Below are 22,690 nucleotides of genomic sequence, written 5' to 3'. Positions count from 1 at the left end.
GGATATGATGTTCTACTGATGAGGGGTGGTCAGGCTTAGAGAATCGTCTATCTCTTCGTTGGAGGAAGATGTTGAGTCTTTGGGGAAATCGGGTATCTCGTTACTCTTGCCTGTATTACTCGTAGACAGAATAGTCATCTCTATCGCATCATCATCCTCCAATGAGGGCGATTCCGTATTACTTTTTTCAAGTGATTCTTTTTTTGCATTACTATTATCAAGAGCTTCAGAAAATTTACTCATAAAACCGGAAAAGCCACTGACCAAGGCATTGACCGTTTTTTCTTTTAAATCCCCCCCTTTGAAGCCTTGAAAGAATGATTTTATACCTTCTTGTGCCGCATCAGCATAAGCTTTGGTCATGGTCCATAATTTTGATGGTAAATTTTGTTTGTCATCATTAAGTAGTTGATTCAAATTTCTAGTAACATTTAAAGTATCTTTACCTAATTTCTCTAAAACGTCAGAGGCAACATTTTTTTGTTCTCCAAGAACAGCCCGATGCATGAATGATAAACCCGAGCTTTGTAAGGAAGTAGCAGCATTACTCAATTGGAGTAATTCTAAGGAACGGAGTGTTTTTGAGAGCTCGTCTTTAGAGATGTTGGGGGTTAATTTTCCCTCCAGTTCATTTATATAGTTTTCTTCTTCCTCGATGATCCTTTTTCGCGCTTCTTTTATAGAACTCTGATCGGGATCATTCCGAACTTTATCATGCTCTGCTCTAATATCCGAAATAATTTGCTTTGCTCTATAATTGTCACTCAAACTACTGGTGGCAAGTGATCGGTTGTATCCCTTCATGCCTTGGTCAAAACTTCCGGCTACCATTTTGGTGACCGTGTCAAAGAAACCTTTGCCTTCTTCATATCCCTTTAATGCTCCTTGACACATACCTATAGTGCCTTGAATGCAAGCCTTTGCAAAGCCTATCGCTTTCTCCTTCAACGATTTTGAGTCATCAAAAGCGAAGCCAGTAGCCAAATTCCATGCTATTCTAATCGAGTCTGTAGCGTTATTTAGTACTGCTTTAGGATCAATCTTTTCATCTTTAGTTCGATCATAAGTCATAATTACAGCCTGACTCAGCAATTGAGCTTTGTTAGTATTCTTATGCAAATCTAAAAGCGACTGATGAATATGGTCTATACTTTTATCTGATATCTGCTCTTCTAATTCATCAACGCGTTTTCCTATCTCACGTATAAAAGTCTGCTTCGCATCGCGGTATTGAGTTGGCATTTCTGAATGCTGCCAATTTGAAAGATTATGTCGTATTCCTGCAATTAAATCTCGAGCTTCATCAAATTTACTATTCATAATCATTTTTTATCTATATTCGATACTAAAAAGTATAGATTAAGAACTCAATCTATGCTGGTTCAGGCGGTATCTCGGGCAGACTCATTCTCTTTTTATAAGAGGCATTAATTTACTTGGTCTTCTTTAATGGCATTTCGCGTAATTACAATTTGTTTGCCTTCATTTATAAAGAGTATTTTTGTGATTTCTACCCCAATGAAGAAAATCTGGGATGAATAAAACATCCATATCAAGATAATAATTATAGAACCTGCGGCTCCAAATACAGAAAATTTATGAAATTGAATCAGATATAATTCAATGAAAATTTTACCGCAACTAAATAACACTGAAGTGATTAATGCGCCCAACCACACATCGCGCCATTTTAATTTAACATCAGGTAGAACTTTAAATGTCATTGCAAATAACACTGTGATCAGAAAGAAAGAGAGTAAGTGACTGATTACTAAATCCATTAAAATACTTGTACCTACGATATAATTTAAATAATTACCTAAAAGTGCTATAAAAGCACTAAAAATTAATGATATTAACAATAAAAAAGCAACCCCTAAAACAATTACAAAAGAAAAGAAACGGCTTTTTAATGTCGTAAACCATCCCCTGTTCGGATTGATTTTGACTCCCCATATCTCATTTAATCCCACTTGAATTTCAGTGAAAACTCCTGAGGCACTAAACAAAAGAATAATAAAGCTCGTTATTTTTGTTACAAAAGAATTGCTTGGCTGACTGGCATTTTGAATTATTTCTTGAATTTGTAACGTAGGTTCTCTGCCTATTAAATCACTTGTCTGGGACAAAATTTGACCGCGAGAGGCTTCTTCACCAAATACTATTCCCAGAATGGAAATACAAATTAATAAAATTGGAGCCAGTGAAAATAACATATAATATGCAAGTGCTGCAGCTTTACTTGAAATTCGGTCTTGATTCCAATTATCAAATAGTTCTTTTAAGAAACCCCAAGAACTCATTAAAATCATCTTTGTCCTTATTTAACTGAATTATTCAATATTATTTTGTTACAATCAGCAGCTGTGTTTCCAATTTAGAAATAAATACACTTTTATAATCTTGGAAAATGATTAATGAATCAATTTAAATTTCTAAAAATAATTAATTTTGAATATCAACTAAAGACATATGAGTTGATAAAGTCATCAATTCAAAAAGACATATCGCATCTGGAATTGAAGAAAAATAGTTATGAACTAACACCAGATGAAATCACTACTCTAGAGTGTTACAAACAAAGTTTAAAGATCTTGATTGAGTCGACTTTTCTGCAAATTTACTCTCAACTCGAAGAAGTCTTGTATTCTGAGTGCGGCGATCAATTAGTCAAGAAAAACGCGAGCATATCACGATTTGAAACGCCACTTGGAGCGCTTGGCTATCCCATTGATAGTAACTGCTGGAACGCGTTACTCAATATTTCTAAAATTCGTAATTGCCTGTTACATGGAAATGGAAGATTGGATTCAGACCGATATGGAATAGATACCCAAGAAACTATAAGTTCTCTTAATTCAGATGCAAACACTGCTCTAATTGAACTAATTCATTTGAAAGATCATGAAAAGGGAGTATCCAGAGTTAAACTCAATGAACAATTTCTCCATTATTGCTTTATTAAAATAAAAAATTTTATTGGTTCTCAAGAATAGAGATTTTTATAGTCAGCAAAAATCCATCAATAACATGGACGTTATTTAATCTTTGTAAGGGAAAAATAATGGGGATTAATTACTTGAAATCATGCTCAAATATAATGTCATTTACTGCATAAAAAATAATTTTGACATTTCTTCACTTGCAGAAGCACACCACAAAATATTTAGCGCATCCGTATATTGCAGGGGTTTGATAATACAACCAGATACATGTAAATCCCTAGTGATGAGCTTTTCTTCAGAAGTATATGCGCTAGTAAGCACGAAAACCTTAATATCTCCAAAATCAAAACCTTTCCTTAACTTTTTCAAAAAATCAATGCCGTTCATTTGAGGCATGTTGAGATCAAGCAATATCACATTGGGCTTGATTTTATTTTTACCATGACGTCCGTATAACATATCCAGCGCCTGTTTCCCATTCTTTGCAATAGCAATGTCAACCGCCTTATTCATTTTGGTAAACTCACGCTGCATAGTCTCAATATCAACGTCATCATCTTCTACATACAAAATATCAACCTGAGTCGTCATGTTGAATCTCCCTATCTTTTACATATGAAACGTGTTGCATAAATTCCATATGTACCACTTTAATTATAATATATATCAACATCGTTAGCTTTTACTGCGGGTTTATCCTAGACAAAGACGGGGGCTTACCCGCAAGTTTTTTTAAAATCCCCTATTTTAAAAAATAATTCATATGGTAATCATGTATGAGAATGAACGTTTGATTCGTATCAATGTGATCCTCGCCAAAGATATCTATAATTAAAACAAATAGAACTTAAAAGAGTATGAAATTTTAAATTGAAATGCACACAATGAAGTACATACTCTTTTTTACTCTGAATAAGGAAAAATAAAATGTTAACAGCTGCTTTTATTTTTTTAGTTATAGCGATTGTTTCAGGATATATGGGATATAAAGGAACAGATCCTACATCAATATTTAATGCAAAAATTGTATTTTATATTTCTACAATTATTTTTATTATATTGCTCATTATATATTTCTTTCATTCACCACAACCGGTTGTCACTGTAATTGAAAATCCCCTTTTAGATTAAGAAACTCAGGGTTTATCAACAGCATTAACATCTTGCCGCTTTAAAAATTAAAGTAAATTTTAAGGCGGCAGAAGACCCAGTGCCAATACGTGTCAATTTTTACTGGGTGAGATTAATTGAACTTGAGTGCTCAGAGACAGGAAAAAATTGCAGCGCCACTGACGTTTTAGGAGCATAGATACTTTCTGATACTAATGATTTTATTGGTTTAACCGATGACGGCAACTTCGATGCCGCTTCTTTATCGAGCATTATCCTAACGTCTTTATGAGCATATAAAGCGGTTGCCGGAATATCTTCATTCGGTGAAGAGGCAGCATAAAGAGCAGCGATAATGTCTGCTTTTGCTGGACCTGTCGCTATTAAATAACATGCTTTACTGTTTTGCAGAATTGTTCCAATTCCCATTGTTATTGCATGGGTTGGGACTTCATCCTTTGACTTGAAAAATCGTTGATTGGCGTCACGAGTCTTGTCATCCAACTTGATTAATCGTGTTTTAGAATCCAATGATGAGCCGGGTTCATTAAAACCTATATGGCCGTTCACACCCAAACCTAAAATTTGAATGTCTATGCCACCAACCTCTTTAATCTGTTCTTCATATTTTTTCGCATGCTCTTCAATTAACTCCAGTGGCACAGTTCCATCAAGCATATGAATATTTTCTTTTTTGATATTCACATGATCAAAAAGATGGTGATGCATGTAATAATTATAAGATTGGCTATGGTTTGCTTCCAAGCCCCAGTACTCATCTAAATTAAATGTAATCACTAATGAAAAATCCAAATTTTCTTCTTTATGTAGACGAATTAATTCCTTATATAAAGGCTCTGGAGTGCTTCCTGTTGCAAGTCCTAAAACTGTAGGTATTTTTTTCTCATTATTTTCCATAATTTTCTTTTGAATTGCTCGAGCAGCCCTACTTGCCATACCTTCAGGTGTTTCCCTAACAAAAATGCGACTAAACATAAATATTTTCTCCGAGAGTTCGAGGCGTTATATCCGCTATAAACAAGAATTCAGGATAAAAAAGAGAGGTTCACTAAGAATAATCATACAAAACCATTCATTCATCTCATTCTTATATTTTGTTACAATGACGATTGCGCAGGATGCCAATGAATAGTAAACACTCGATTTATCGAATTACGATTCTAGCCAATTTAGCAGCTGAACTCTAGGGCATTTCCTGAGGGTGGTTAAGTTCTAAAAGATATTAGATCCTTAACCGGAATTCATCCCTATGAGGGTATTTATATGCTAATTAAAAATATTTATGTTTATAACGATGCAGGGATTAGGGAGTTAAAACATGTGCAAGTTACCGATGATGGTATAAAAGTACTATTCAATGTTGATGATGATTTATCGCCTCTTCAAGAAGAAAAAATTATTGATTCTAAAGGCTCCTATTTCTTAATGCCTGGAATGTTAGATGCCCATGTCCACGGCCAAGGTGGTATTGATTTCGCTGACTTAGGCGATGAAAAGAGTGACGAACAATTGGAGTGCATTGTTAAAGCACTGGGAAAAACCGGACTCTCTTATGCATTGGCAACTTTAGTCTCTATGCCAATACCCGCCTTAAAAAAATCATTGGTAAAAATTAATGATTTTATTCAAAAACAAGACCAAAAACCTACCGCAGGCCACACCGAAATTGTTGGCGTGCATCTAGAGGGGCCTTTCATCGCAAAAAATTGTAAGGGAGCCCATGCTGAAGAGGCGCTACAAGATCGTATTTCTATGGAACAATTTAGAGATATTATTAGCGTAGCACCCAATATAAAACAATGGAAAATAACTATTGCCCCCGATTTACCAGGTGCTGAAGAATTTATTAAACAGACAAAAGCTCTTGAGCAAGAAGGTATTTTTGTAAAAGTATTTATTGGGCATTGTAATCCAGCTAATAAAGAAGTCATCGGGCGTGCTGTTGCTGCAGGAGCCTGTGGATTTACACATCTCGGAAATGGCTGCCAGGAATCATGTAGCCGAGAAACAAGAGAACTTACTTTAAATGATGCACAAAGCCACGTTGTCCAATGGATACTTGAAAATCCTGATCGTTGCCCTGCTGGCGTGGAGCTCATTGCTGATGGAGTACACCTATCCGCTTCATTCATTACTCTGATACAAAATACAATTAAAAACAAAATTATTCTTGTAACGGATGCTTTAGGACCCACTGGTTGTAAAGATGGAGCATATAAACTGGGAACGCTGAATATCTGCAAGGAACAAAATAGTTTCTACTTGGCAGATAATAAAGGTGATTTTTTGATGAAAAAAGGAACTTTACCCTCTGGAGAACAAGGATTAGTAAAAACACTTGCCGGCAGCGCAGCCCCATTATCACTTTGCGCGCAAAAATATTTTGATTCAATGCATAATGAATCGCCAGAAAACCGCATGGATTCTATGTATTCCGCACTTATCACTAACTCCAGAATGGCCTCTTTATCTATGGAAAGGATACACCATTTATCCGATGACAAAAATTTTTCAATTTTTAATCATAATGGGCAGCTTATTTTGAGTTCATGTAATGGTAAAGTACTGGAGCATCAGCAACTGCAATGGCCCATATCAGGCATGCTTCATTATGGCTTTTTATCAAAGCCCCCTGCTATCGAAGAAAACCATTCTGAACTAAAAATCCATTGCACGTGCAATTAGAGCGAGTGGCGCGTTTCTCTCTGCTGCCGCTGCAAACTTTATCAGCGGCAACAGGGCCTATCCGAGTTCCAGCACATTAAGCTCCATTATAAAAAACGTATGCTATATTTATATTAATTGAGTTAGGACAAATATTTTAACAATAAGAACAGCTTTAGAGCCCGTTTTACAAGCTTGCATCTCTAAAATATGGAGTATGTTAGATGAGCACTCAGCAATCCATTCGTATTGGACAGTCAACTTCGCAAGAACCACATACTGCAGTCAGAGAGTTTCATGCTGCAGTAAGTCAACCTAATATGGAACTTGTTCTTTTTTTTTGTTCGAGTCATTATGACCTTGATGCCATAGCCAATGAAATAAATTCCCTGTTTCCAAATGTTAAAGTAATTGGATGTACCACAGCGGGTGAAATTGGCCCCAGCGGTTATACCGATCACAGCCTTTCAGGAGTTAGCTTTGCATCAGATGGTTTTACAATTGCGGCTGGATACATACACAATCTAAAAAATATTAATCATGAAAAAGGACAAGTATTTGTTAATAATCTGCTTCTACAACTTGAAGCACGAGCCCCCTCTACTAGTTGTAAAAACAGCTTCGCTTTTTTGTTAATAGATGGATTATCTCAGCGCGAAGAGCAAGTTACTAATATTTTACAGAATACCTTGGGAGAGATTGCACTTTTTGGTGGTTCTGCGGGCGATGACCTCCGTTTTAAGAAAACGTGGATCTTTGCTGAAGGTGCTTTTCATACTGATTCTGTAGCCCTTATTTTGGTTAATACAATTTATCCGTTTAATCTATTCAAAGCACAGCATTTTGTGTGTGGCAATGAACGGCTGGTTGTAACTCAAGCAGATCCCGAGCAGCGTATTGTCAATGAAATTAATGGATATCCGGCCGTAGAAGAATATGCCCGTATAGTAAAAGCACAAGTGGATAGACTTGATCCCATACAGTTTTCTACTACGCCACTGGTGATACGCATCAATGGGGTTGATTATGTGCGCTCTATTCAAAAGGCTAATCCAGATGGAAGTTTAAAGTTTTACTGTGCGATCGATAATGGTCTGATTTTTATAGCTGCGCATGGAATTGATCTAATAAAAAATATTGAGCAAACGTTCCAGGAAATTCAATCATCTATTGGCAAGCCGCAATTGGTCCTGGCTTGTGATTGCATCCTTCGCAATCTGGAAATGCAGCGTCAGGGATTGAAAAAAGACGTAGAAAAGATTTTTCAGAATAATCACGTCGTTGGCTTCAGCACTTATGGAGAACAATTCAAAGGCATTCATATAAATCAAACAATTACAGGCCTAGCAATAGGTGAATTAAAGGAACGCCGCAATGCCTGAAAAAAACACGCTTAACACTAAGAAGGAATTGCATGCAGAAATCGAACGCCTCAATAAAATTATTAAGGCATTGATTGATAGAGCAGAACAAGATATGAATGCGCCACGAACAGATTTTGGAGTATTTCAAAACACAGTTATTCTTGAAGATAAAGTAAAAAAACGCACCCAGGAGTTAGAAGAAGCACTCCAAATAAATGCAAAGATAGCCCGTGATTTACAACAAGCAAAAAAGCAGGTGGAACAAAGCGAACAGTATTTACGAGATATCACGTCTGCGCTTGGCGAAGGATTAGTAGTCATCAATAAAGAGGGTAAGCTTGAGTTTGTTAATGCCGCAGCGTGCAGTATGTTAGGTTATGATGAAACCGAAATGCTTGGTCAAAACGCCCATGAACTCTTTCATCATTGCTATTATACTCATGACCCCTATCCTATGGGGTATTGTAAAAACTTGGAAGTAATACAAACAGAAAAACCTTATGCAAGTGATGATGATTATTTTTGGCGTAAAGATGGTACTTGCTTCCCTGTATCTCTAATTACGACCCCAATTATGTTAAAAAATAACAAAGGAATTGTGATTGCATTTCATGACATCACTAAATCTGTAGAAGAGCGAAATCGTTTACGTGAAATGCAAGCGGCTATCGAACAAAGCCCGGTATCTGTACTGATCGTTGATAAACAGAGAACTATTATTTATGCCAATCCGCAAATCATCAAATTGACAGGCTATTCTAAAGAAGAGTTATATGGTAAAAAAACAGATATTTTTCATAATAACATGACACCGAGAAGTGTATTAACTGATTTATGGAAAAAAATACAATCTGGCATCTCCTGGACTGGCGAACTTCTCTACCACCGAAAAAATGGAAGTACATTCTGGCAATCTTGGAGTATTGCCCCCGTATTTAATACCCTTGGAGAAATCCAACATTTTGTGGGTGTAGGAGAGGATATTAGTGAAAAAAAGAAACTGCAAGTTTTGCTTCAGGAAATGTCTTATCTGGATGGATTAACAGCCATAGCAAATCGTCGTCGATTCGATGACTTCCTTAAACAGGAATGGAAACGCGCACTGCGTTATTCCAAACCAATAGCAATTATTATGATGGATATCGATTTTTTTAAGCGTTATAACGACAGTCTTGGTCATCTGGCTGGCGATGATGCTCTAAAGTTTGTTGCTCAAGCATTAAAAAAGAGAGTAACCCGCAGCACCGACTTGCTTGCACGATATGGAGGTGAAGAATTTACCTGTATTTTGCCTGACACTCAGATGGAAGGTGCAATTAAATTTGCAGAGTCACTTCGCCAAGCTGTTCGTAATTTGGAACTACCACATCCCGATTCAGATGCGTCCCGTTTTGTAACGATTAGTGTGGGCGTAGCAGCTTGTATTCCCAAAGAAGATAACCCAACCAGATTATTAGACCTTGCTGACGATGCAATGTATCGTGCGAAAACACTAGGACGAAATCGTGTCGAGTTCATTGATTTAATCAAATAATTGTAAGCAAAACCCTGAATTTCTAATTACTTATAAACTGTGGGCTTTAAATAGACCAAACACAAAATGCTGGCAATCAATGCGGTGATACAGCATAAAATAATGGGCAAAATAATTGATACAATAATCAGCAAACCGCCGATAAAGCAAATAATGGCATCACCCAAGGTGCGTAAACTTAATTGTGCACCCATGACTTCCCCTTGAATTGTAGTATGAGACCTATTGGAGATATGTATCGTCATCGTTGTTGTGACGCTGGTAATGCTAAATCCAATGAGTCCAAAGAGCAAAATCATGATTGAGGGATATTGAAAAGCAACCATGGCGGCAAAAATCAAAGTAGTAGCGATCATGGCCAGAATAATAATTTTATGGATAGGTATGCGCTTTGAAAGACGCTGCGGAAGCCATGAGGCTCCTAAAGCAAGTGCGGCTGATAATACAGCATTATAACCCGCGATCATTCCTGGAGACATATTCCATTTTCCGGCCAGATAAACTGGGCCAAATTCGTAAAATATATCCACAGCAAAGGTAAAGAGTGTGCTGATAATCAGCAAATGGATTAAATGTGGATGATTTTGAAATAATAGTTTGAATTGCCGAATAATATTGAGTTTACTCAATATGCTTTCATTTTCAGGTTGGCGCTGAATTTTATGTTCCGGCAATTTCCACCAGGAAAGCCCCAGTGTCGTCATTGAAGCTACTGCGGCAACAGTAAAAGGGAAGGAACACGAAAACGAGGGGACAATCTGTGAATTTGATAACAACCCACCAATGATTGGTCCAATGATATAACCAATACCCGCCATACTGTTGATCCGGCCAAAACTCACAAATTTGTTAATGGTAGTTAGTTCTGACGCAAATGCTCTTGCCACAGCAAAAGTCCCTTCCATAAATCCTGTTAAAAAGCGGCTGAATAATAGCAACCAAAAGCAGTTTGTCCAAAATGATATGACCGTTAAGAGATAACCCAGCGTGCTTCCTGCCAAGCTGATCATCAGTATTTTTTTACGACCGTATAAATCAGAACTTCGACCCAAAATGGGGGAGCCAATGAATTGTCCTAGAGGGAAAATTGCAAGGGTTAGTCCCAGCAAAATACGCCTGCTGTTTTCACTCCATTCAGGAGCGGTAATTAACTGGTCGGAAGATTGTAAAAAAAGAGGCGGCAGAATGGGATAAGCAATAGATGAACCAATAAAACTGATTAAGACGATCAGTAAAATAATCCAGAGTTGCTTTCTTTCTTGAGTTATTTGCATCTACATGTTCATTCTTGGCCCGTCAACTAACCGGGCGTTTGACTTAAAAACTCAGATTATTCTATCTTTTTTTTCTCAATAGGTCGATATTTTTTCATAAAGCACAATTATTGAATCATCTCCATGAAAGAAATTACTGCCTCACGGCCAGTATTAGCTTGGAATTACTCTACTAACGTCACTTTAAATTGCTCAACCCATGCATTTATCAACATAATCTGGGAGCACTAAACTCTCGGGGGTACGGTCGTTTCAAAATGAAGCATCTCTTCATCAGACATGTCATGAAGGGTTAGGCGTTGATTATTATTTTCGTCCATGACGATCGCTTTATAAGATAACGGATAGTGTAGCTTTTATTATGAAAACAATCATTTGATTTTTAAAGCAATCTCGTCACAAAAACAAACACGACAATTGACTCAAATACAATCAATCTGTCTAATATTGACAAAACATAATTTACTTCCTAAATTTTAAGAAAAGTACGACAAAATGACATGCACTTAACTCGAATCCCTAAGATACCGATTATGGTATTTATCATGATGCTGTTTATCAGTACGCTTTCATTGAGCAGTCCATTAAAAGTGGGGGTAAGCATCGCAGGTCCTCCTCTTGTCGAGAGAGTTAATACCGCTCAAGGTCCTTATTACTTTGGCTTTTTTATCGATCTCATGAATAACATCTGCAAACGCATTGGAACCACATGCATCTACCAAGAGATCACATTGAACAATGAATTTGAGTTCCTGGATAGTGGTAAGATTGATGTACTCATTCCTATTAAACCCTATACTTCTTCCGAGCTCAAACAATATGCCGCCAGCATTCCCTATGCGGTCAGCAAAATACATTTTATTACCTCAAAGGATAGCCCGATCAGTGATTTAGCAGATATAGAAAACAAAAAAATTGGGGTGATTAAACAAACTTTTTATGATCTGTTAGTTCAAACCTCGTTCCAAAATCACAATCAGATAGTTGCCTATAATAAAGAATCAGATCTTTTAACTGATTTAGCTCAGCATAAAATCGATGTGATTGTCCTCAATAACATCATTGCGCAAAGATTATTAAACAATAATTTGTATAACATTAAATTGATAGGGCAAGACATACCATTAGGACAAGGTTATGGCATTCTTGCTCTTACGGACAAAGCAGCATTAATCGCGGAGATAAATAAAGCGATTCTCAGCTTGGAAAAGGATGGTACCTATACCTCGATTTATGACAAATATTACAATCCTTAATTCATTCCAACCAAGGTACAAACGGCTGGGTATGCTACTTGTTTTCTAATTTTGATGCTTTAAAAGCCCATCCTTGCTCCTTCTTTCTCCGGCATTCTAAAGTCGCTTAAACGTTGATTCGATGATTGAAATTCTCCACCTTCATAAACACTTCCATTTCCATTGTATAAGTTACCATCTCCATTGGAGTAGGCGATCACTTCATTTGTTTTATTATCAACAATAATAAAAGAGCGATTTTCTCTGGCCTGACCTTCAAAGAAAATACCTACTTCTTCCTCAGAAGGAAAAGTTAAAGTGACTTTCCCATCTTGTTCTTCAGGTTCTTTGTACCAGCTTTGTTCGCCATATTTTCTTTTATAGTCTTCAATAATTAGCTTTAAATCTTCGCCCTCAACACCAACTTTTTTCATGGAACCTTTTTTCTTTAATTCTTGCTCCATTTGCTGACTGTTCATTTGCAAAAACTCTTTATGCTTATTCTCAAGTTCCATTTTCTCTTGCATGTCTTTTTGATTTAGAACACCAAGCTCTTCCTGTTTTTTCTTTAAATTCAGTAATCGTTCAACGTCTTTTTTAAGCGCTTCTTGATTTGCACTCATAAACAATACTCCAGCTATTTTTGAGTGATTTTAGTCTAAAAATTAATCACGATTTATTTTGGGTTCAGCTTTTTTACAGATTCATTACAAATGATTCATCCAATTCGTTCGCTAGAGCTAATCGAGTTTTTTCAAGGTATGGCTAAAATTAACTATACTTTAGTTACAACGTAAATCGAATGGCTTGATAATACATGGACTTAAAAAAGGTAAATTTAAATTTATTGGTATATTTTGATACGTTATTAAGCGAGTGCTCTGTTTCGAAAGCTGCTGATAAATCCCACCTTAGTCAGGCCGCCATGAGTAAAATTTTGAAGCAGTTAAGGTATATTTTCGACGATCCATTATTTATCCGTGAAGCACATGGCCTTAGACCCACTCCCAAGGCCTTAGTCGTGAGTCATAAAATTAAAAATTTTTTAAATACCGCTAATCAAGTCTTTGAAAAAGATGAGTTTGACCCTCGCAACGAAACAGTCAGATTTAATTTAGTTCTAGGAAGTCATGGAGAGCTGCTAATTTTATCTAAATTATCTGCTTATCTGGCACAACATGCGCCTAATTTTATTTTAAAAACCATTTGGGTATCGGAGAACTTAAATCTTGATGAACTGTTAGCAACCACCGTTGATTTGGCAATTAGTGCCGATTTTCTACCTTATGGAACTGCTATAAACAAAGAGTTTTTACTTGAAGAGGAAATGGCTTGTGCAATGCGTAAATCACATCCGCTTGCCAATAAAAAGTTGACTCAAAAATTACTTATGACAGCAGATCATGTGGAAATACAATTTATTGAAAAAGCATTACATGAACAATGGGCGAATCCTGACCTTAAAAGGAATATTAAAGTAACCGTATCCAATTTAATTAGTGCACTTGAGGTAATTCGCGACACAGATTATCTAGCAATTGTACCGCGACATTTAGCGATTTTTCTAAATGAAAAACAATATTTTGAGATAAAACCTCTGCCTTTTCAAAAGAAGAGCTTTACGGTTAACATGTTCTATCACAAACGTTTTGACAATTACAAACCCCTGCTATGGCTCATGAAGATTATTAAAGAGCACTGCCTCTAAACAACAAAAAACGCATCCAATTAAAAACCTCAATCAACATAATTAATATGACATATAAAAAAATATATTTTGATCTAAACAGCTGCATTTGGTTAAATATTATTACAAACTGCTTCTATCCGGAGCTAAGTCACGACTTACTAAGAAATCGGCAATTTAAATAGACTGCAAAAATAAACTCAACAATTTAATCATCTAAACATAAAGGCTTTTAATTATGCAAATGAAACACGATACAAGTATAGACTTACGACTCGATCAGGCTTTAGAAATTAAATGTGTTTTTGAACGAAGAAAAAAAGTAGCTGCGCTCATCAACACGGGAGCAAACATAACTTCTCCTCAATTAGAAAAAATATTGGCAACATATGACTTTGCGTTGATTGATAATGTTCTGGCACAAGCAAGTAAACTAGGTTTAAAACCCACGACAGAGTGCTTGAACATAATGATCGAAAATCGTGCTGCAGTGTCAGAGAAAGCATATGCTGAAGCCATGGTGATAGGCAGTTTGCATGATCCCTATTATAGCCTCTATGCTTTACAAGCCAGAACGGTTAAAACCCTTATTGAATTAGGGGCTTTAGTAACTCCCGAGCTTGTTCAAAAATCGGTAATGGATGACCATAGTTTTGGGGAACATAATATAGCAGTTGCGTTAGATGGCAAAAACTTAGAATCTACATCGATGACGTTACAGAGTGCGTTTAATAGAATCTCAGAAATAAGAAAAAATTCGCGGGTTCTTGCTCAAGCATTTCGCACGAGAACTTCATTGTTCAGTACATTACCTGAAGAGCTTTTGCATAGAATAGCCTCTTTAAAAGGAAAAACTGAGGATGCTATTGAAGAAAATGAGTCAGATATTGAAATAGCAGCAAACGCTTTTTCAAAACCTAATTAACTAACTTCATAAAGCAGCTTATGCTTTAAATAAGTAGCCTAATGTTACTCAATTTGATAAAAAGCATATTCGTCATAAATCCAAGCGAAATACAGATTAAATTGAGTTAGACTTACCGACTATTTCCTCTTCAAAAAATTGAAGAGGAATAGCGCTCACATCAGATGAATTTAACGAATACTCCAAGTGCTCAAAAAGGAGATCGTTAATTACCAGAGCTAGTATAGATAAAACTAAAGTGGTTACAAAATAAGCTCCATAGCCCATGTCAAACGTGAACGCTAAAATAGATGCTAGAAGTAAACCTAAACAGGTAGCCATTCTATTTCTATTAGTCTTATTCAAATAAAACGCCCCGTTTTTTTCATGCCACACTCTTTGTGCATACTTCAATTGAGCAAGTCGTCTTTCTTTATATTCGTGATAATCCGAGGCTTTTTGTCGCACATCGTTATACTTATGAGGCGAAAAAAAACAATTGGCATCCAGGCTTATCCCATTAAAACGTTGACAGCTTAAAGCAAAGGACAGAATATCTTTGGGGTTAAGAATATAATTTCTATCTTTATTCCGAGTATTAAGAATCGCTAAGAGCATTTCATTAGCGAGCTTATCAAAAGGGTTTTGATTTTGTTGATCGGTATTGCGCATCGACTATTCCTTGTTTTTAGCAGACACCTTTCACTCTTGTGGTTCCTTGGATTTCAGAACATTGTGAACCTTTTTTACAAATCAAAAATCATCTTGTCACAAATTTAAAATAGAGGGTAGATAAAACATTTAGGCATGGCAACGAGTACAGACAAAATTGTTCTATAATTAAACATATCCATACTTTGTGGGAGCATCTCATGTTAAACCCATCAATTAGAAAATATATGAAAACTCATGATATTCCATACAAGACGATCAGTCATCCCAGAGCCTATACTGCGTCTCAATGTGCACAAGCAGCGCATATTAAAGGAAACCACTTTGCCAAATCGGTAGTTGTCAAACTAGATGGCAAATTTACACTCGTCGCAATCCCCGCCAATACACGGCTGAATTTGGAACTATTAAAAAAAGAGACTCGAGCAAAACGCGCTGAGATTGCTAAAGAGTTTGAATTTCAAGACAAATTTAAAGACTGTGAAGTTGGCGCAATACCTCTTTTTGGTGAACTTTATAATATGGACGTCTATCTTGCAGATAGTCTTGCGCATAAAGAATGGTTCGTCTTTAATGCTGGAAACCATGATCAACTGCTAAAAATCAAAAGAGATGATTTTCTAAACCTGGTTCATCCGAAAGCGTTATTGCAATGCTAGAAATACGGTTTTGGGTGAGGGAGAGATTTCTTAACATACAAATTTTTGAATTGATGCTTTTAAGCAAATAGTAAATGAATTACCCCATCGTAAGCCATAAATAGGTGTAGATGCTTAATAAAACGTATAGCCCTTAATAAATACTTAATGTTCACATAATATGATTATAAATAACTCGTTGATAGGGAGTTAGTAAAGCATGTCACAATCCAAAAATGAGCCACTCGATATAGTTGATGAGGTCAGACTTCTCATTGATAAATTACGTAGTTTAAAAAATACTCAATTTAAAAAAATCAAACAACCTGAGTTTAGAGAAATGGAATTAAATGGACTAGTCAAAAAATTTTCTCTCCGCACAATTGCCAATAATCTTCTCAATCCGTTCACATCAACTGAACAGCCTATTCGAAATTCAGAATTAGAAGTAGATGAGACGCGTGATTTGTGGAGAGAAATCAGGATCATTTTTTCCCATTTAGAACAGAACATAAATGCCATTGCTTCAGATCCAGAAGAAGTTCGCTTACCCAAACAAAAAGTTATTTTTGAAAATGCCTTAAAAGAAATAGGCCCTAAGTTCGCAAAAGCAATTGAGATTGATGCAGATATAAGATCCTTCGAATACACTAAGAGCGATACATATGCAGCGATGCAGTCTCTTGCAAAGAACAAGATGGATTTAATTGAAGAGCAAATAAAGAGCAAACCAAGTTCAGGCTCATTAAACCAAAAATGGCAAGAAGCGGCAGCAATTATCAGCAAAGAATTTCAACAAGAACCGACGACCCAAGATTATGTGAATCTTTTAAATGCAATGTATCAGTTAGAAGAACTGGAAAAAATAGCTCCGAAAGCGATGCCCCAAGCACAGAATATTGGGGTATCTCCTAAAAAGAAAAAAACTAAAGCGGCAAGCACTGAGGAAGTCAGCAAAACTGCGGATACTGGTGCAGACATTGAAGCTGAGATCAATTTTCTCTCTGAAATAAACGCCTCATTAATTTCTATAATCACCAGCCAATTAGTAGTTCTCCGCATGTTAGAAACCACAAAGTGGAAGGAGCTTAAACTTGAATCTTTCGAACAAAATAAAGATCTTGAAAAACTAGAAGATTTTTATCGCTCCGCCTTAGGCAATTCTTCCGCCAGTAAAATCGCTATGGAAGCTATGAAACGTTTTGCTTCTCAAATTTCCACAACTGCTAGTAAAATAATAAGCGCAATTTCGGGCCAAGAAATTAATGAGGCAATTCAGTTAAAACAAGAGGTAGATTCTCGTTTACTTAAACTCCAAGCAGACATGAATGATTTTGCTCAAGAGGCGGAAAAGCTGAAATCGCACCCTGCAAATAGGGGCATTTATCTGCAAAAAGCAAATGAATTATTAGAAAAACAAAATAATTTATTGAAAAAAGGCCTGGAAGAAGTAAACCCGATAATTAATAAAATAATGGCAATCGATGAGGTATTAGTAGATTTTAATAAATCCGATAAACAAGATGAATTATTTAGAGCAAAAAAAGGAGAATTTGATGCACGCTACGAGCCACTTGTAAAAGAAGCGGCCGACCTTGAAGAAAAACTTGTTTTGGAATTAAAGAACAAAAATGGTCCTGAAATTGACGCAATGAAACAAGAGATGGATCGGTTAATCGGACAATTAGTCAGTGCACATAAAAAAATCAAGGCGGTCACCAAACCAGATCTTGGAGATTACAGCCATCTGTTAAACAGTGTTTTTGAATTAAACACAGCAGAAGAAAAGATAAAGAATATTTTCAAAAAAATTGAAGAAAGAATTCCTGAACAAAAAAGAGAAAATCGATTAAGAGAGGAATTCGCGACTAAAAGGAACATGCTTCTTGAAGCTCACGAAGCCCTGAAGTTACCCCATACTCAATTTAAAAACCAAGACGTACAACATGACGCAATTCAGCTTCTGGACGCTGTAATCCCTCGATTCGAGGAGGATTTGACTCATGCCCCTGTTAAACAAGTTGAAGAAGCGCTGGATGCTATTAACTCAACGATTAAACGTTTGAATGAGGCTCTGCTCAAAGCCAAAGTAACTCCAAAAGTGGCCCAGCAGCACTTTAGGATTTTATGCAACAAGATTCAATCTAGTGCAGATCCTCTATTAAACAGCATGGAACAGTTAAGGGATGCTCCAAATTATCGAGATGTCCACCTAACAATTGATCTTGACCAATACAACCGACTTAAAGAAATTCTTAATCAAGAGGATTTGCTTGTTGTCGAAGAAGATATTGACTTTGATAAAGGGACTAGTGATCTAACCCTTTGGTCACGCGAAGAGCTAATCGCCTATTGCAAACAGCTTGCCGAATTCGCCGATATTACACTAACAAGAGGTATCGCCACGTATTCACCAAAATACAATGCAACAGACATTGCGAATTTTGAAGACGCCATGGCTTTTGGCACTCAAGCCGCTTCTTCGCAAGTGAATCCCTTTACCTTATTTAATCAAATGCATGCATTTATTTCTGTTGCCTCTGGTGATACCGATGAACTCGATAGTGCGATTAAAAGAATCTATGAGAATCGCTCCCGAATACAAAATGATTTTAAACAGCAATATCCAGACGTTGATATTAAGACAATGCCAACATTTCTTACTGAACTGCAATTTTCCGAGGAGATTGCCAGACAAGTAAGCAATGACGACCGACAGATACAGATCTTGATGGATATACACAATCAGGGTGACCTTGAAGCATTTTTGCGTCAGGAGCTGGATACTTATCATTACCGACAACGAGACATGGATATTCCAAGCAGCGAGCCAGCTCAACATAATAATCTCTCAGAGTTATCTGCATTAAGGTCCAGCCGAGATCTCATTACCACGGCGTTCAAAGTGCATTGGTTAGCCGTAATTCAAAAGCAAATTGAAATAGAACAAGCTGTCAATCCACAATCTCAAATAATGAACGATTTACTGGGCTTAAAGCAATTTGTGGCATCACTCCCCATTTACGATTTTCTTTCTGAACGTAATTTGAGCTTTATTGAAAAGAAGGTAAACGAACTAAAACAACAGCAGGTTTATTATAGTTTTAATCACTTTTATGAAATACAGCAAATTGCATTGGGACAATCCTTAGCAAACAATCTTGGTAAGCAGGATGCAACAACTGATGCGGAAGAAAAGCTACAACGAGTACAAGGAAAAATTAGTGAAAATGCCGAGAATCACCGATTAAAAGAGGAGTCGGTTTCTTTGCAAAGACTAAGCTTTCCCCAAGATTTTTATTCTTTCATAGAAAAAAGTGAGGATTTTTTAAAGTGGTCGAACTTTTTGCAAGAATCGTTAGGAGAAACAAGTGCTCAACTCATTTCTGAAGAGGATAAACAATTCCTTCAAGAGGTAAGGTCGACGAACTTAGACGAAGAAATCAAACGCATTATTTTAACTGCGCCTCAGGATGCTGAGCAGTGCTTTGATCTCGTAAGCAGGTTAAACCAATGTGCTGCACAAGGTGAAAGGCTATCTGAAATTCATAAGAAATGGATTGGGATGATAGATAAGGTACTAGAAGCCTACCCCAGTGAATCAAAACCCTATAATCCGGGCTTTTATGGAGCAAAGCAAGTTGATGAATGGGTGCAAATTAACAATCTTATAAAGAATCGCCAAGTGGAAGAAAACTTAAGTCAATATCGAGCTAATCGCGCTCAATTGGAAAAAGTAAAGGAGCATGGTTTTGATCCCGATATTGATTATAAAAATCTATTAACGGGGTTGCAGGATAATAGACAAATTTTAGATGAAGGACGCGAACTATATCAAAGATTAGAAAATATGCGTAAACAGGAAGTCAGTGAAAAATATAAAAAATTGACCGAGGCAATGAAAGTACTTGGTGAATTAAATGAAGGCATTATTAAGACTTTTAAGTACAGCGAAGATCTGACTGAAGAGCACAAAAAGCTATTGAGGGCTGTAAATAAAAATATGATTAACCTATTTGAGGATGGGGAAAAAATATTACGCAATCTTGATCTTGATACATTTTATCGAGACCCTGAAAAATTTAAAGCCACAATAGATGAAGCATCAAATTTCCTTACGGAATTACCTACTACAGTTTCTCAATGCTTCGATAAGACGCACTATGATGCGCTTGATGATGCAGGCCTTGATGCAATGGATAAAGCGTATAATATGGTCATGGAGGCAATTGCAGAGCTCTACAAAAATTGGGGTTGGGAGTTTAAGTATGAGCGTGCTGTAGGTAAAGTGACGCAAGATTACAAGACCAGAATCAACGCCATCACAGATCGATTTAAAGAGTCTGACGAAGCAATAAGTCTGGATACACCTAAGAGCAACTAAATTTATTGCAAGTACCAATTTTTTTAGAAGTATCTGTCAGGTCAAATTGACCAAAACTTGATCCGGTACTTGGTCAAAAATATCTTCTTCTGTAGATCGATGGAGTTCATGCTTGAAGTTTAAATGAATGGAACATTACTGGCTGCTTTGGATAGCACCTCATCCTGAACAGTTATTCGCTCCATTATAATGTACATGCACATTCCTAAAAGGATAACTCCATCAATAACGAGGACAACAGGACGCATCGAACCATCAAATAAAAATCCTGTTAAAGCGACCGCTCCAGAAGAAAATAACAACCGGGTCGACATAATGAAAGAAGAACATACGCCTTTAAGATCTGGTAAAATTTCTAATGATTTTGCAAAAGTTACGCTCATTGGAAAAGCACAACCAAACGCCATCCAGCACATTGCCAATGTAATCAACCGTGGATAATCCGGATATTGGAACGCAAAATAAGTGAGAAGCACTATGGATATTATGCAACACACCATCCCCAAATAGACTGCTTTTCGGCTGCCAATTCGTGTAATTATTTTATCCGCATAAAAACTGGTAAGCGAAAAAATGAATACAATTAACCCTTGTTGCATCGCGAATTGGAAATAAGATAATTTACACGTATTAATGTAATAAAACGAAGCACTACCTACAAAAGTTAGATAAGCGGTAACTAACATATTAGGCATGCTGGCATAAACTAAAAACTTGCCATGGGTGCACACCGTCCGATAGTCATTAAAAATGGTCGAAATCATTAAAGGTTGCTTTTCTGTTTTGGTTTCCGGTAATTGCCATACCAAAAAAAGCCATGAAATCAAGGCAATAATTGCAATGAATGTAAAATTAGCTCGCCAAGTAAAATAATTGATGAGCGCACTGCCTAAAACAGGAGCTGCTGCCATAAAAATAGTGACATAGGCATTAATTTTACCAATATAATGTGCAGCCACAGCACCACTATAGCGATCAGATATCATGGTAAAGCCCAGTACTACCGTACTACTGGCGCCTAAACCTTGAATAAAACGCCAAAACATTAATTGGTATATGGAAAATGAAAACACACAACCAACGGCTCCGATTAAGAAACAGGTTGCTCCAAAAATCATCAAGCCACGCCGCCCTATAGCTTCGGATAATGGTCCATACAACAAACCAGAGAGACAGAATGCTAAAAAATTTAGGCTTAATGTACTTTGTACTTGTGCTTCTGTACTACCGAAAAAGGTCATAATGCTCGGAAAACTGGGTAAGGAAATATCGATTTCCATGCAGCAACCTAATAATGAAATAATAATGAGAGTTACAAGTGATAGCTGAAATGATCTTGATGCCATAATACGTATCTTCTTGATAAATAGGACAATAGGCGCTGTTTAGAAGGATAATTCTTAAATCGTCATACAAACTGCAGCAGTTCAAACAATTGTAGCAGTATTTGTACACATTGAGAAGCAATGTGCGATGTAGCCACGTTACAACTCGTTTAACTAGAGCAAGCATTGCGCTATTTGGGTGCGTTTTAAGAAAAGTACTGGGTGCACGCGGTGAATTTTAACCACAACTCTTTTAACTTTTTGATTTTTAGTATGTTCCTGAGTATATTACCTATGAACTAAACCCGGGTTAGGCTTCATTTCGCCCAGGTTTGCTACACTCTGGAATCTATAAAATTCATAATTATCTCTACTGACTCATCGATCCCACACTTTGAGGTATCAATCACAATTTGCGTGCTTTCCCATGGTTCATAATTACGCTCCAAAACGGCTTGCCATGTAGGCAGTTTATGGCCTTCGATATCTGCAATGCGCCCTTCTACCCGACTTTGATGCACTATTTTATCGGAACAAATGAGTTCAATCTCAATAAGATCTGATTCAGTCTGTTTTGCTACCTGCTGCCAATCTTGGCGTGTTATCGCTATTGGATTAACCGAGTCAGCCACAACATTTAAGCCTAAAGACAAATTCTCTCGAGCGACTGCATAGCTGATTAAATACCCTTCCGAACCTACTATCAATTCTCCTGGATAGCCATCTATGTTAATTAAAGCTTGCTCAATAGTATCTACGCGCAAGTAAACCGCTTTTAAGCGCTCAGCAATAATTTTGGAAATTGTCGTTTTTCCTGTCCCAGGTAATCCACCAAAAATAATTAACATCACAAGATTGCCTCATAGAGTTTTTTAATCATTGTCCTTTTTTCTTGAAAAGACGCAACCTTATCCTCACAAAATTTGGCTTTCT

19 protein-coding genes are annotated in these 22,690 nt (G+C 36.7%); 10 read left to right on the top strand and 9 right to left on the bottom strand.

The features are described from left to right. Positions 1 to 12: 12 nt before the first annotated feature. Together BW930_RS13610 and BW930_RS13605 are read right to left on the bottom strand one after the other, a co-directional pair. The gene (locus tag BW930_RS13610) at positions 13 to 1,320 is read right to left on the bottom strand and encodes a hypothetical protein (RefSeq protein WP_131756895.1); all 1,308 of its coding nucleotides are present in this window, start codon (positions 1,318 to 1,320) and stop codon (positions 13 to 15) included. 107 nt (positions 1,321 to 1,427) lie between these two features. After that, positions 1,428 to 2,312 (bottom strand): YihY/virulence factor BrkB family protein, encoded by an 885-nt coding sequence (locus BW930_RS13605; protein ID WP_076547561.1) that lies wholly within the window; start codon positions 2,310 to 2,312, stop codon positions 1,428 to 1,430. 105 nt (positions 2,313 to 2,417) lie between these two features. On the opposite strand from BW930_RS13605, the gene BW930_RS13600 reads away from it, so the two are divergent. Continuing rightward, positions 2,418 to 2,996, top strand: a complete 579-nt coding sequence (locus BW930_RS13600; RefSeq protein WP_058466824.1) for a hypothetical protein — start codon at positions 2,418 to 2,420, stop codon at positions 2,994 to 2,996. 111 nt (positions 2,997 to 3,107) lie between these two features. Here BW930_RS13600 and BW930_RS13595 read toward each other — a convergent pair whose 3' ends face one another. After that, complete coding sequence (locus BW930_RS13595) at positions 3,108 to 3,536, bottom strand: response regulator (protein WP_058466823.1); 429 nt, start codon at positions 3,534 to 3,536, stop codon at positions 3,108 to 3,110. A 336-nt stretch (positions 3,537 to 3,872) separates the two neighbouring features. Between BW930_RS13595 and BW930_RS13590 the strand changes: the two genes are divergently transcribed. Beyond that, the gene (locus BW930_RS13590; protein ID WP_058466822.1) at positions 3,873 to 4,076 is read left to right on the top strand and encodes a DUF1328 domain-containing protein; all 204 of its coding nucleotides are present in this window, start codon (positions 3,873 to 3,875) and stop codon (positions 4,074 to 4,076) included. 99 nt (positions 4,077 to 4,175) lie between these two features. On the opposite strand, the gene nagB is transcribed toward BW930_RS13590, so the two are convergent. After that, positions 4,176 to 5,051 (bottom strand): glucosamine-6-phosphate deaminase, encoded by an 876-nt coding sequence (nagB, locus tag BW930_RS13585; RefSeq protein WP_058466821.1) that lies wholly within the window; start codon positions 5,049 to 5,051, stop codon positions 4,176 to 4,178. A gap of 288 nt (positions 5,052 to 5,339) precedes the next feature. Here nagB and BW930_RS13580 point away from each other — a divergent pair, with 288 nt between their 5' ends. The 3 genes from BW930_RS13580 (at position 5,340) to BW930_RS13570 (ending at position 9,638) form a co-directional block, all read left to right on the top strand. Then, the gene (locus BW930_RS13580; protein WP_058466820.1) at positions 5,340 to 6,761 is read left to right on the top strand and encodes an N-acetylglucosamine-6-phosphate deacetylase; all 1,422 of its coding nucleotides are present in this window, start codon (positions 5,340 to 5,342) and stop codon (positions 6,759 to 6,761) included. A 203-nt stretch (positions 6,762 to 6,964) separates the two neighbouring features. Beyond that, entirely contained in the window at positions 6,965 to 8,122 is a 1,158-nt protein-coding gene (gene nosP / locus BW930_RS13575; protein ID WP_058466819.1) for a nitric oxide-sensing protein NosP, read from the top strand. Further along, positions 8,115 to 9,638, top strand: coding sequence for a sensor domain-containing diguanylate cyclase (locus tag BW930_RS13570; protein WP_058466818.1), 1,524 nt, complete (start codon positions 8,115 to 8,117; stop codon positions 9,636 to 9,638). Before nosP ends, BW930_RS13570 begins: the two co-directional genes overlap by 8 nt. Positions 9,639 to 9,664: 26 nt before the next feature. Here the strand turns inward: BW930_RS13570 and BW930_RS13565 are convergent, their stop codons facing one another. After that, positions 9,665 to 10,912 (bottom strand): MFS transporter, encoded by a 1,248-nt coding sequence (locus tag BW930_RS13565; protein WP_058466817.1) that lies wholly within the window; start codon positions 10,910 to 10,912, stop codon positions 9,665 to 9,667. 545 nt (positions 10,913 to 11,457) lie between these two features. On the opposite strand from BW930_RS13565, the gene BW930_RS13560 reads away from it, so the two are divergent. Further along, complete coding sequence (locus tag BW930_RS13560) at positions 11,458 to 12,168, top strand: transporter substrate-binding domain-containing protein (protein WP_064276690.1); 711 nt, start codon at positions 11,458 to 11,460, stop codon at positions 12,166 to 12,168. A 59-nt stretch (positions 12,169 to 12,227) separates the two neighbouring features. Here the strand turns inward: BW930_RS13560 and BW930_RS13555 are convergent, their stop codons facing one another. Next, on the bottom strand, positions 12,228 to 12,770 hold the full coding sequence (locus tag BW930_RS13555) for a hypothetical protein (protein WP_058466815.1): 543 nt from the start codon (positions 12,768 to 12,770) through the stop codon (positions 12,228 to 12,230). Positions 12,771 to 12,964: 194 nt separating this feature from the next. On the opposite strand from BW930_RS13555, the gene BW930_RS13550 reads away from it, so the two are divergent. After that, positions 12,965 to 13,855 carry a LysR family transcriptional regulator gene (locus BW930_RS13550; protein ID WP_058466814.1) on the top strand — a complete coding sequence of 297 codons (891 nt, stop codon included), beginning with the start codon at positions 12,965 to 12,967 and terminating at the stop codon, positions 13,853 to 13,855. 217 nt (positions 13,856 to 14,072) lie between these two features. Next, on the top strand, positions 14,073 to 14,759 hold the full coding sequence (locus BW930_RS13545) for a hypothetical protein (protein ID WP_058466813.1): 687 nt from the start codon (positions 14,073 to 14,075) through the stop codon (positions 14,757 to 14,759). Positions 14,760 to 14,855: 96 nt separating this feature from the next. On the opposite strand, the gene BW930_RS13540 is transcribed toward BW930_RS13545, so the two are convergent. Next, positions 14,856 to 15,410: an F-box protein gene (locus tag BW930_RS13540; RefSeq protein ID WP_058466812.1), complete on the bottom strand. Its 555-nt coding sequence runs from the start codon at positions 15,408 to 15,410 to the stop codon at positions 14,856 to 14,858. A 200-nt stretch (positions 15,411 to 15,610) separates the two neighbouring features. On the opposite strand from BW930_RS13540, the gene BW930_RS13535 reads away from it, so the two are divergent. Together BW930_RS13535 and BW930_RS13530 are read left to right on the top strand one after the other, a co-directional pair. After that, complete coding sequence (locus tag BW930_RS13535) at positions 15,611 to 16,069, top strand: aminoacyl-tRNA deacylase (protein ID WP_058466811.1); 459 nt, start codon at positions 15,611 to 15,613, stop codon at positions 16,067 to 16,069. A 199-nt stretch (positions 16,070 to 16,268) separates the two neighbouring features. After that, on the top strand, positions 16,269 to 20,432 hold the full coding sequence (locus BW930_RS13530; protein ID WP_058466810.1) for a hypothetical protein: 4,164 nt from the start codon (positions 16,269 to 16,271) through the stop codon (positions 20,430 to 20,432). Between the two features lie 119 nt (positions 20,433 to 20,551). Here the strand turns inward: BW930_RS13530 and BW930_RS13525 are convergent, their stop codons facing one another. Further along, entirely contained in the window at positions 20,552 to 21,778 is a 1,227-nt protein-coding gene (locus BW930_RS13525; RefSeq protein WP_076547559.1) for a multidrug effflux MFS transporter, read from the bottom strand. A gap of 314 nt (positions 21,779 to 22,092) precedes the next feature. Then, entirely contained in the window at positions 22,093 to 22,605 is a 513-nt protein-coding gene (locus tag BW930_RS13520) for a P-loop nucleotide/nucleoside kinase family protein (protein WP_058466809.1), read from the bottom strand. Positions 22,606 to 22,690: the final 85 nt, after the last annotated feature.

The organism is Fluoribacter gormanii (genome assembly GCF_900156395.1).
Classification (GTDB): domain Bacteria; phylum Pseudomonadota; class Gammaproteobacteria; order Legionellales; family Legionellaceae; genus Legionella; species Legionella gormanii.
This window is presented reverse-complemented; position numbering and strand designations above follow the sequence as displayed.

What these genes read in the sequence shown, in the direction of transcription:
- BW930_RS13610 (WP_131756895.1), bottom strand. Translation starts at nt 1,320, where the DNA reads ATGAATAGTAAATTTGATGAAGCTCGAGATTTAATTGCAGGAATACGA.
- BW930_RS13605 (WP_076547561.1), bottom strand. Translation starts at nt 2,312, where the DNA reads ATGATTTTAATGAGTTCTTGGGGTTTCTTAAAAGAACTATTTGATAAT.
- BW930_RS13600 (WP_058466824.1), top strand. Translation starts at nt 2,418, where the DNA reads ATGAATCAATTTAAATTTCTAAAAATAATTAATTTTGAATATCAACTA.
- BW930_RS13595 (WP_058466823.1), bottom strand. Translation starts at nt 3,536, where the DNA reads ATGACGACTCAGGTTGATATTTTGTATGTAGAAGATGATGACGTTGAT.
- BW930_RS13590 (WP_058466822.1), top strand. Translation starts at nt 3,873, where the DNA reads ATGTTAACAGCTGCTTTTATTTTTTTAGTTATAGCGATTGTTTCAGGA.
- nagB (WP_058466821.1), bottom strand. Translation starts at nt 5,051, where the DNA reads ATGTTTAGTCGCATTTTTGTTAGGGAAACACCTGAAGGTATGGCAAGT.
- BW930_RS13580 (WP_058466820.1), top strand. Translation starts at nt 5,340, where the DNA reads ATGCTAATTAAAAATATTTATGTTTATAACGATGCAGGGATTAGGGAG.
- nosP (WP_058466819.1), top strand. Translation starts at nt 6,965, where the DNA reads ATGAGCACTCAGCAATCCATTCGTATTGGACAGTCAACTTCGCAAGAA.
- BW930_RS13570 (WP_058466818.1), top strand. Translation starts at nt 8,115, where the DNA reads ATGCCTGAAAAAAACACGCTTAACACTAAGAAGGAATTGCATGCAGAA.
- BW930_RS13565 (WP_058466817.1), bottom strand. Translation starts at nt 10,912, where the DNA reads ATGCAAATAACTCAAGAAAGAAAGCAACTCTGGATTATTTTACTGATC.
- BW930_RS13560 (WP_064276690.1), top strand. Translation starts at nt 11,458, where the DNA reads ATGATGCTGTTTATCAGTACGCTTTCATTGAGCAGTCCATTAAAAGTG.
- BW930_RS13555 (WP_058466815.1), bottom strand. Translation starts at nt 12,770, where the DNA reads ATGAGTGCAAATCAAGAAGCGCTTAAAAAAGACGTTGAACGATTACTG.
- BW930_RS13550 (WP_058466814.1), top strand. Translation starts at nt 12,965, where the DNA reads ATGGACTTAAAAAAGGTAAATTTAAATTTATTGGTATATTTTGATACG.
- BW930_RS13545 (WP_058466813.1), top strand. Translation starts at nt 14,073, where the DNA reads ATGCAAATGAAACACGATACAAGTATAGACTTACGACTCGATCAGGCT.
- BW930_RS13540 (WP_058466812.1), bottom strand. Translation starts at nt 15,410, where the DNA reads ATGCGCAATACCGATCAACAAAATCAAAACCCTTTTGATAAGCTCGCT.
- BW930_RS13535 (WP_058466811.1), top strand. Translation starts at nt 15,611, where the DNA reads ATGTTAAACCCATCAATTAGAAAATATATGAAAACTCATGATATTCCA.
- BW930_RS13530 (WP_058466810.1), top strand. Translation starts at nt 16,269, where the DNA reads ATGTCACAATCCAAAAATGAGCCACTCGATATAGTTGATGAGGTCAGA.
- BW930_RS13525 (WP_076547559.1), bottom strand. Translation starts at nt 21,778, where the DNA reads ATGGCATCAAGATCATTTCAGCTATCACTTGTAACTCTCATTATTATT.
- BW930_RS13520 (WP_058466809.1), bottom strand. Translation starts at nt 22,605, where the DNA reads ATGTTAATTATTTTTGGTGGATTACCTGGGACAGGAAAAACGACAATT.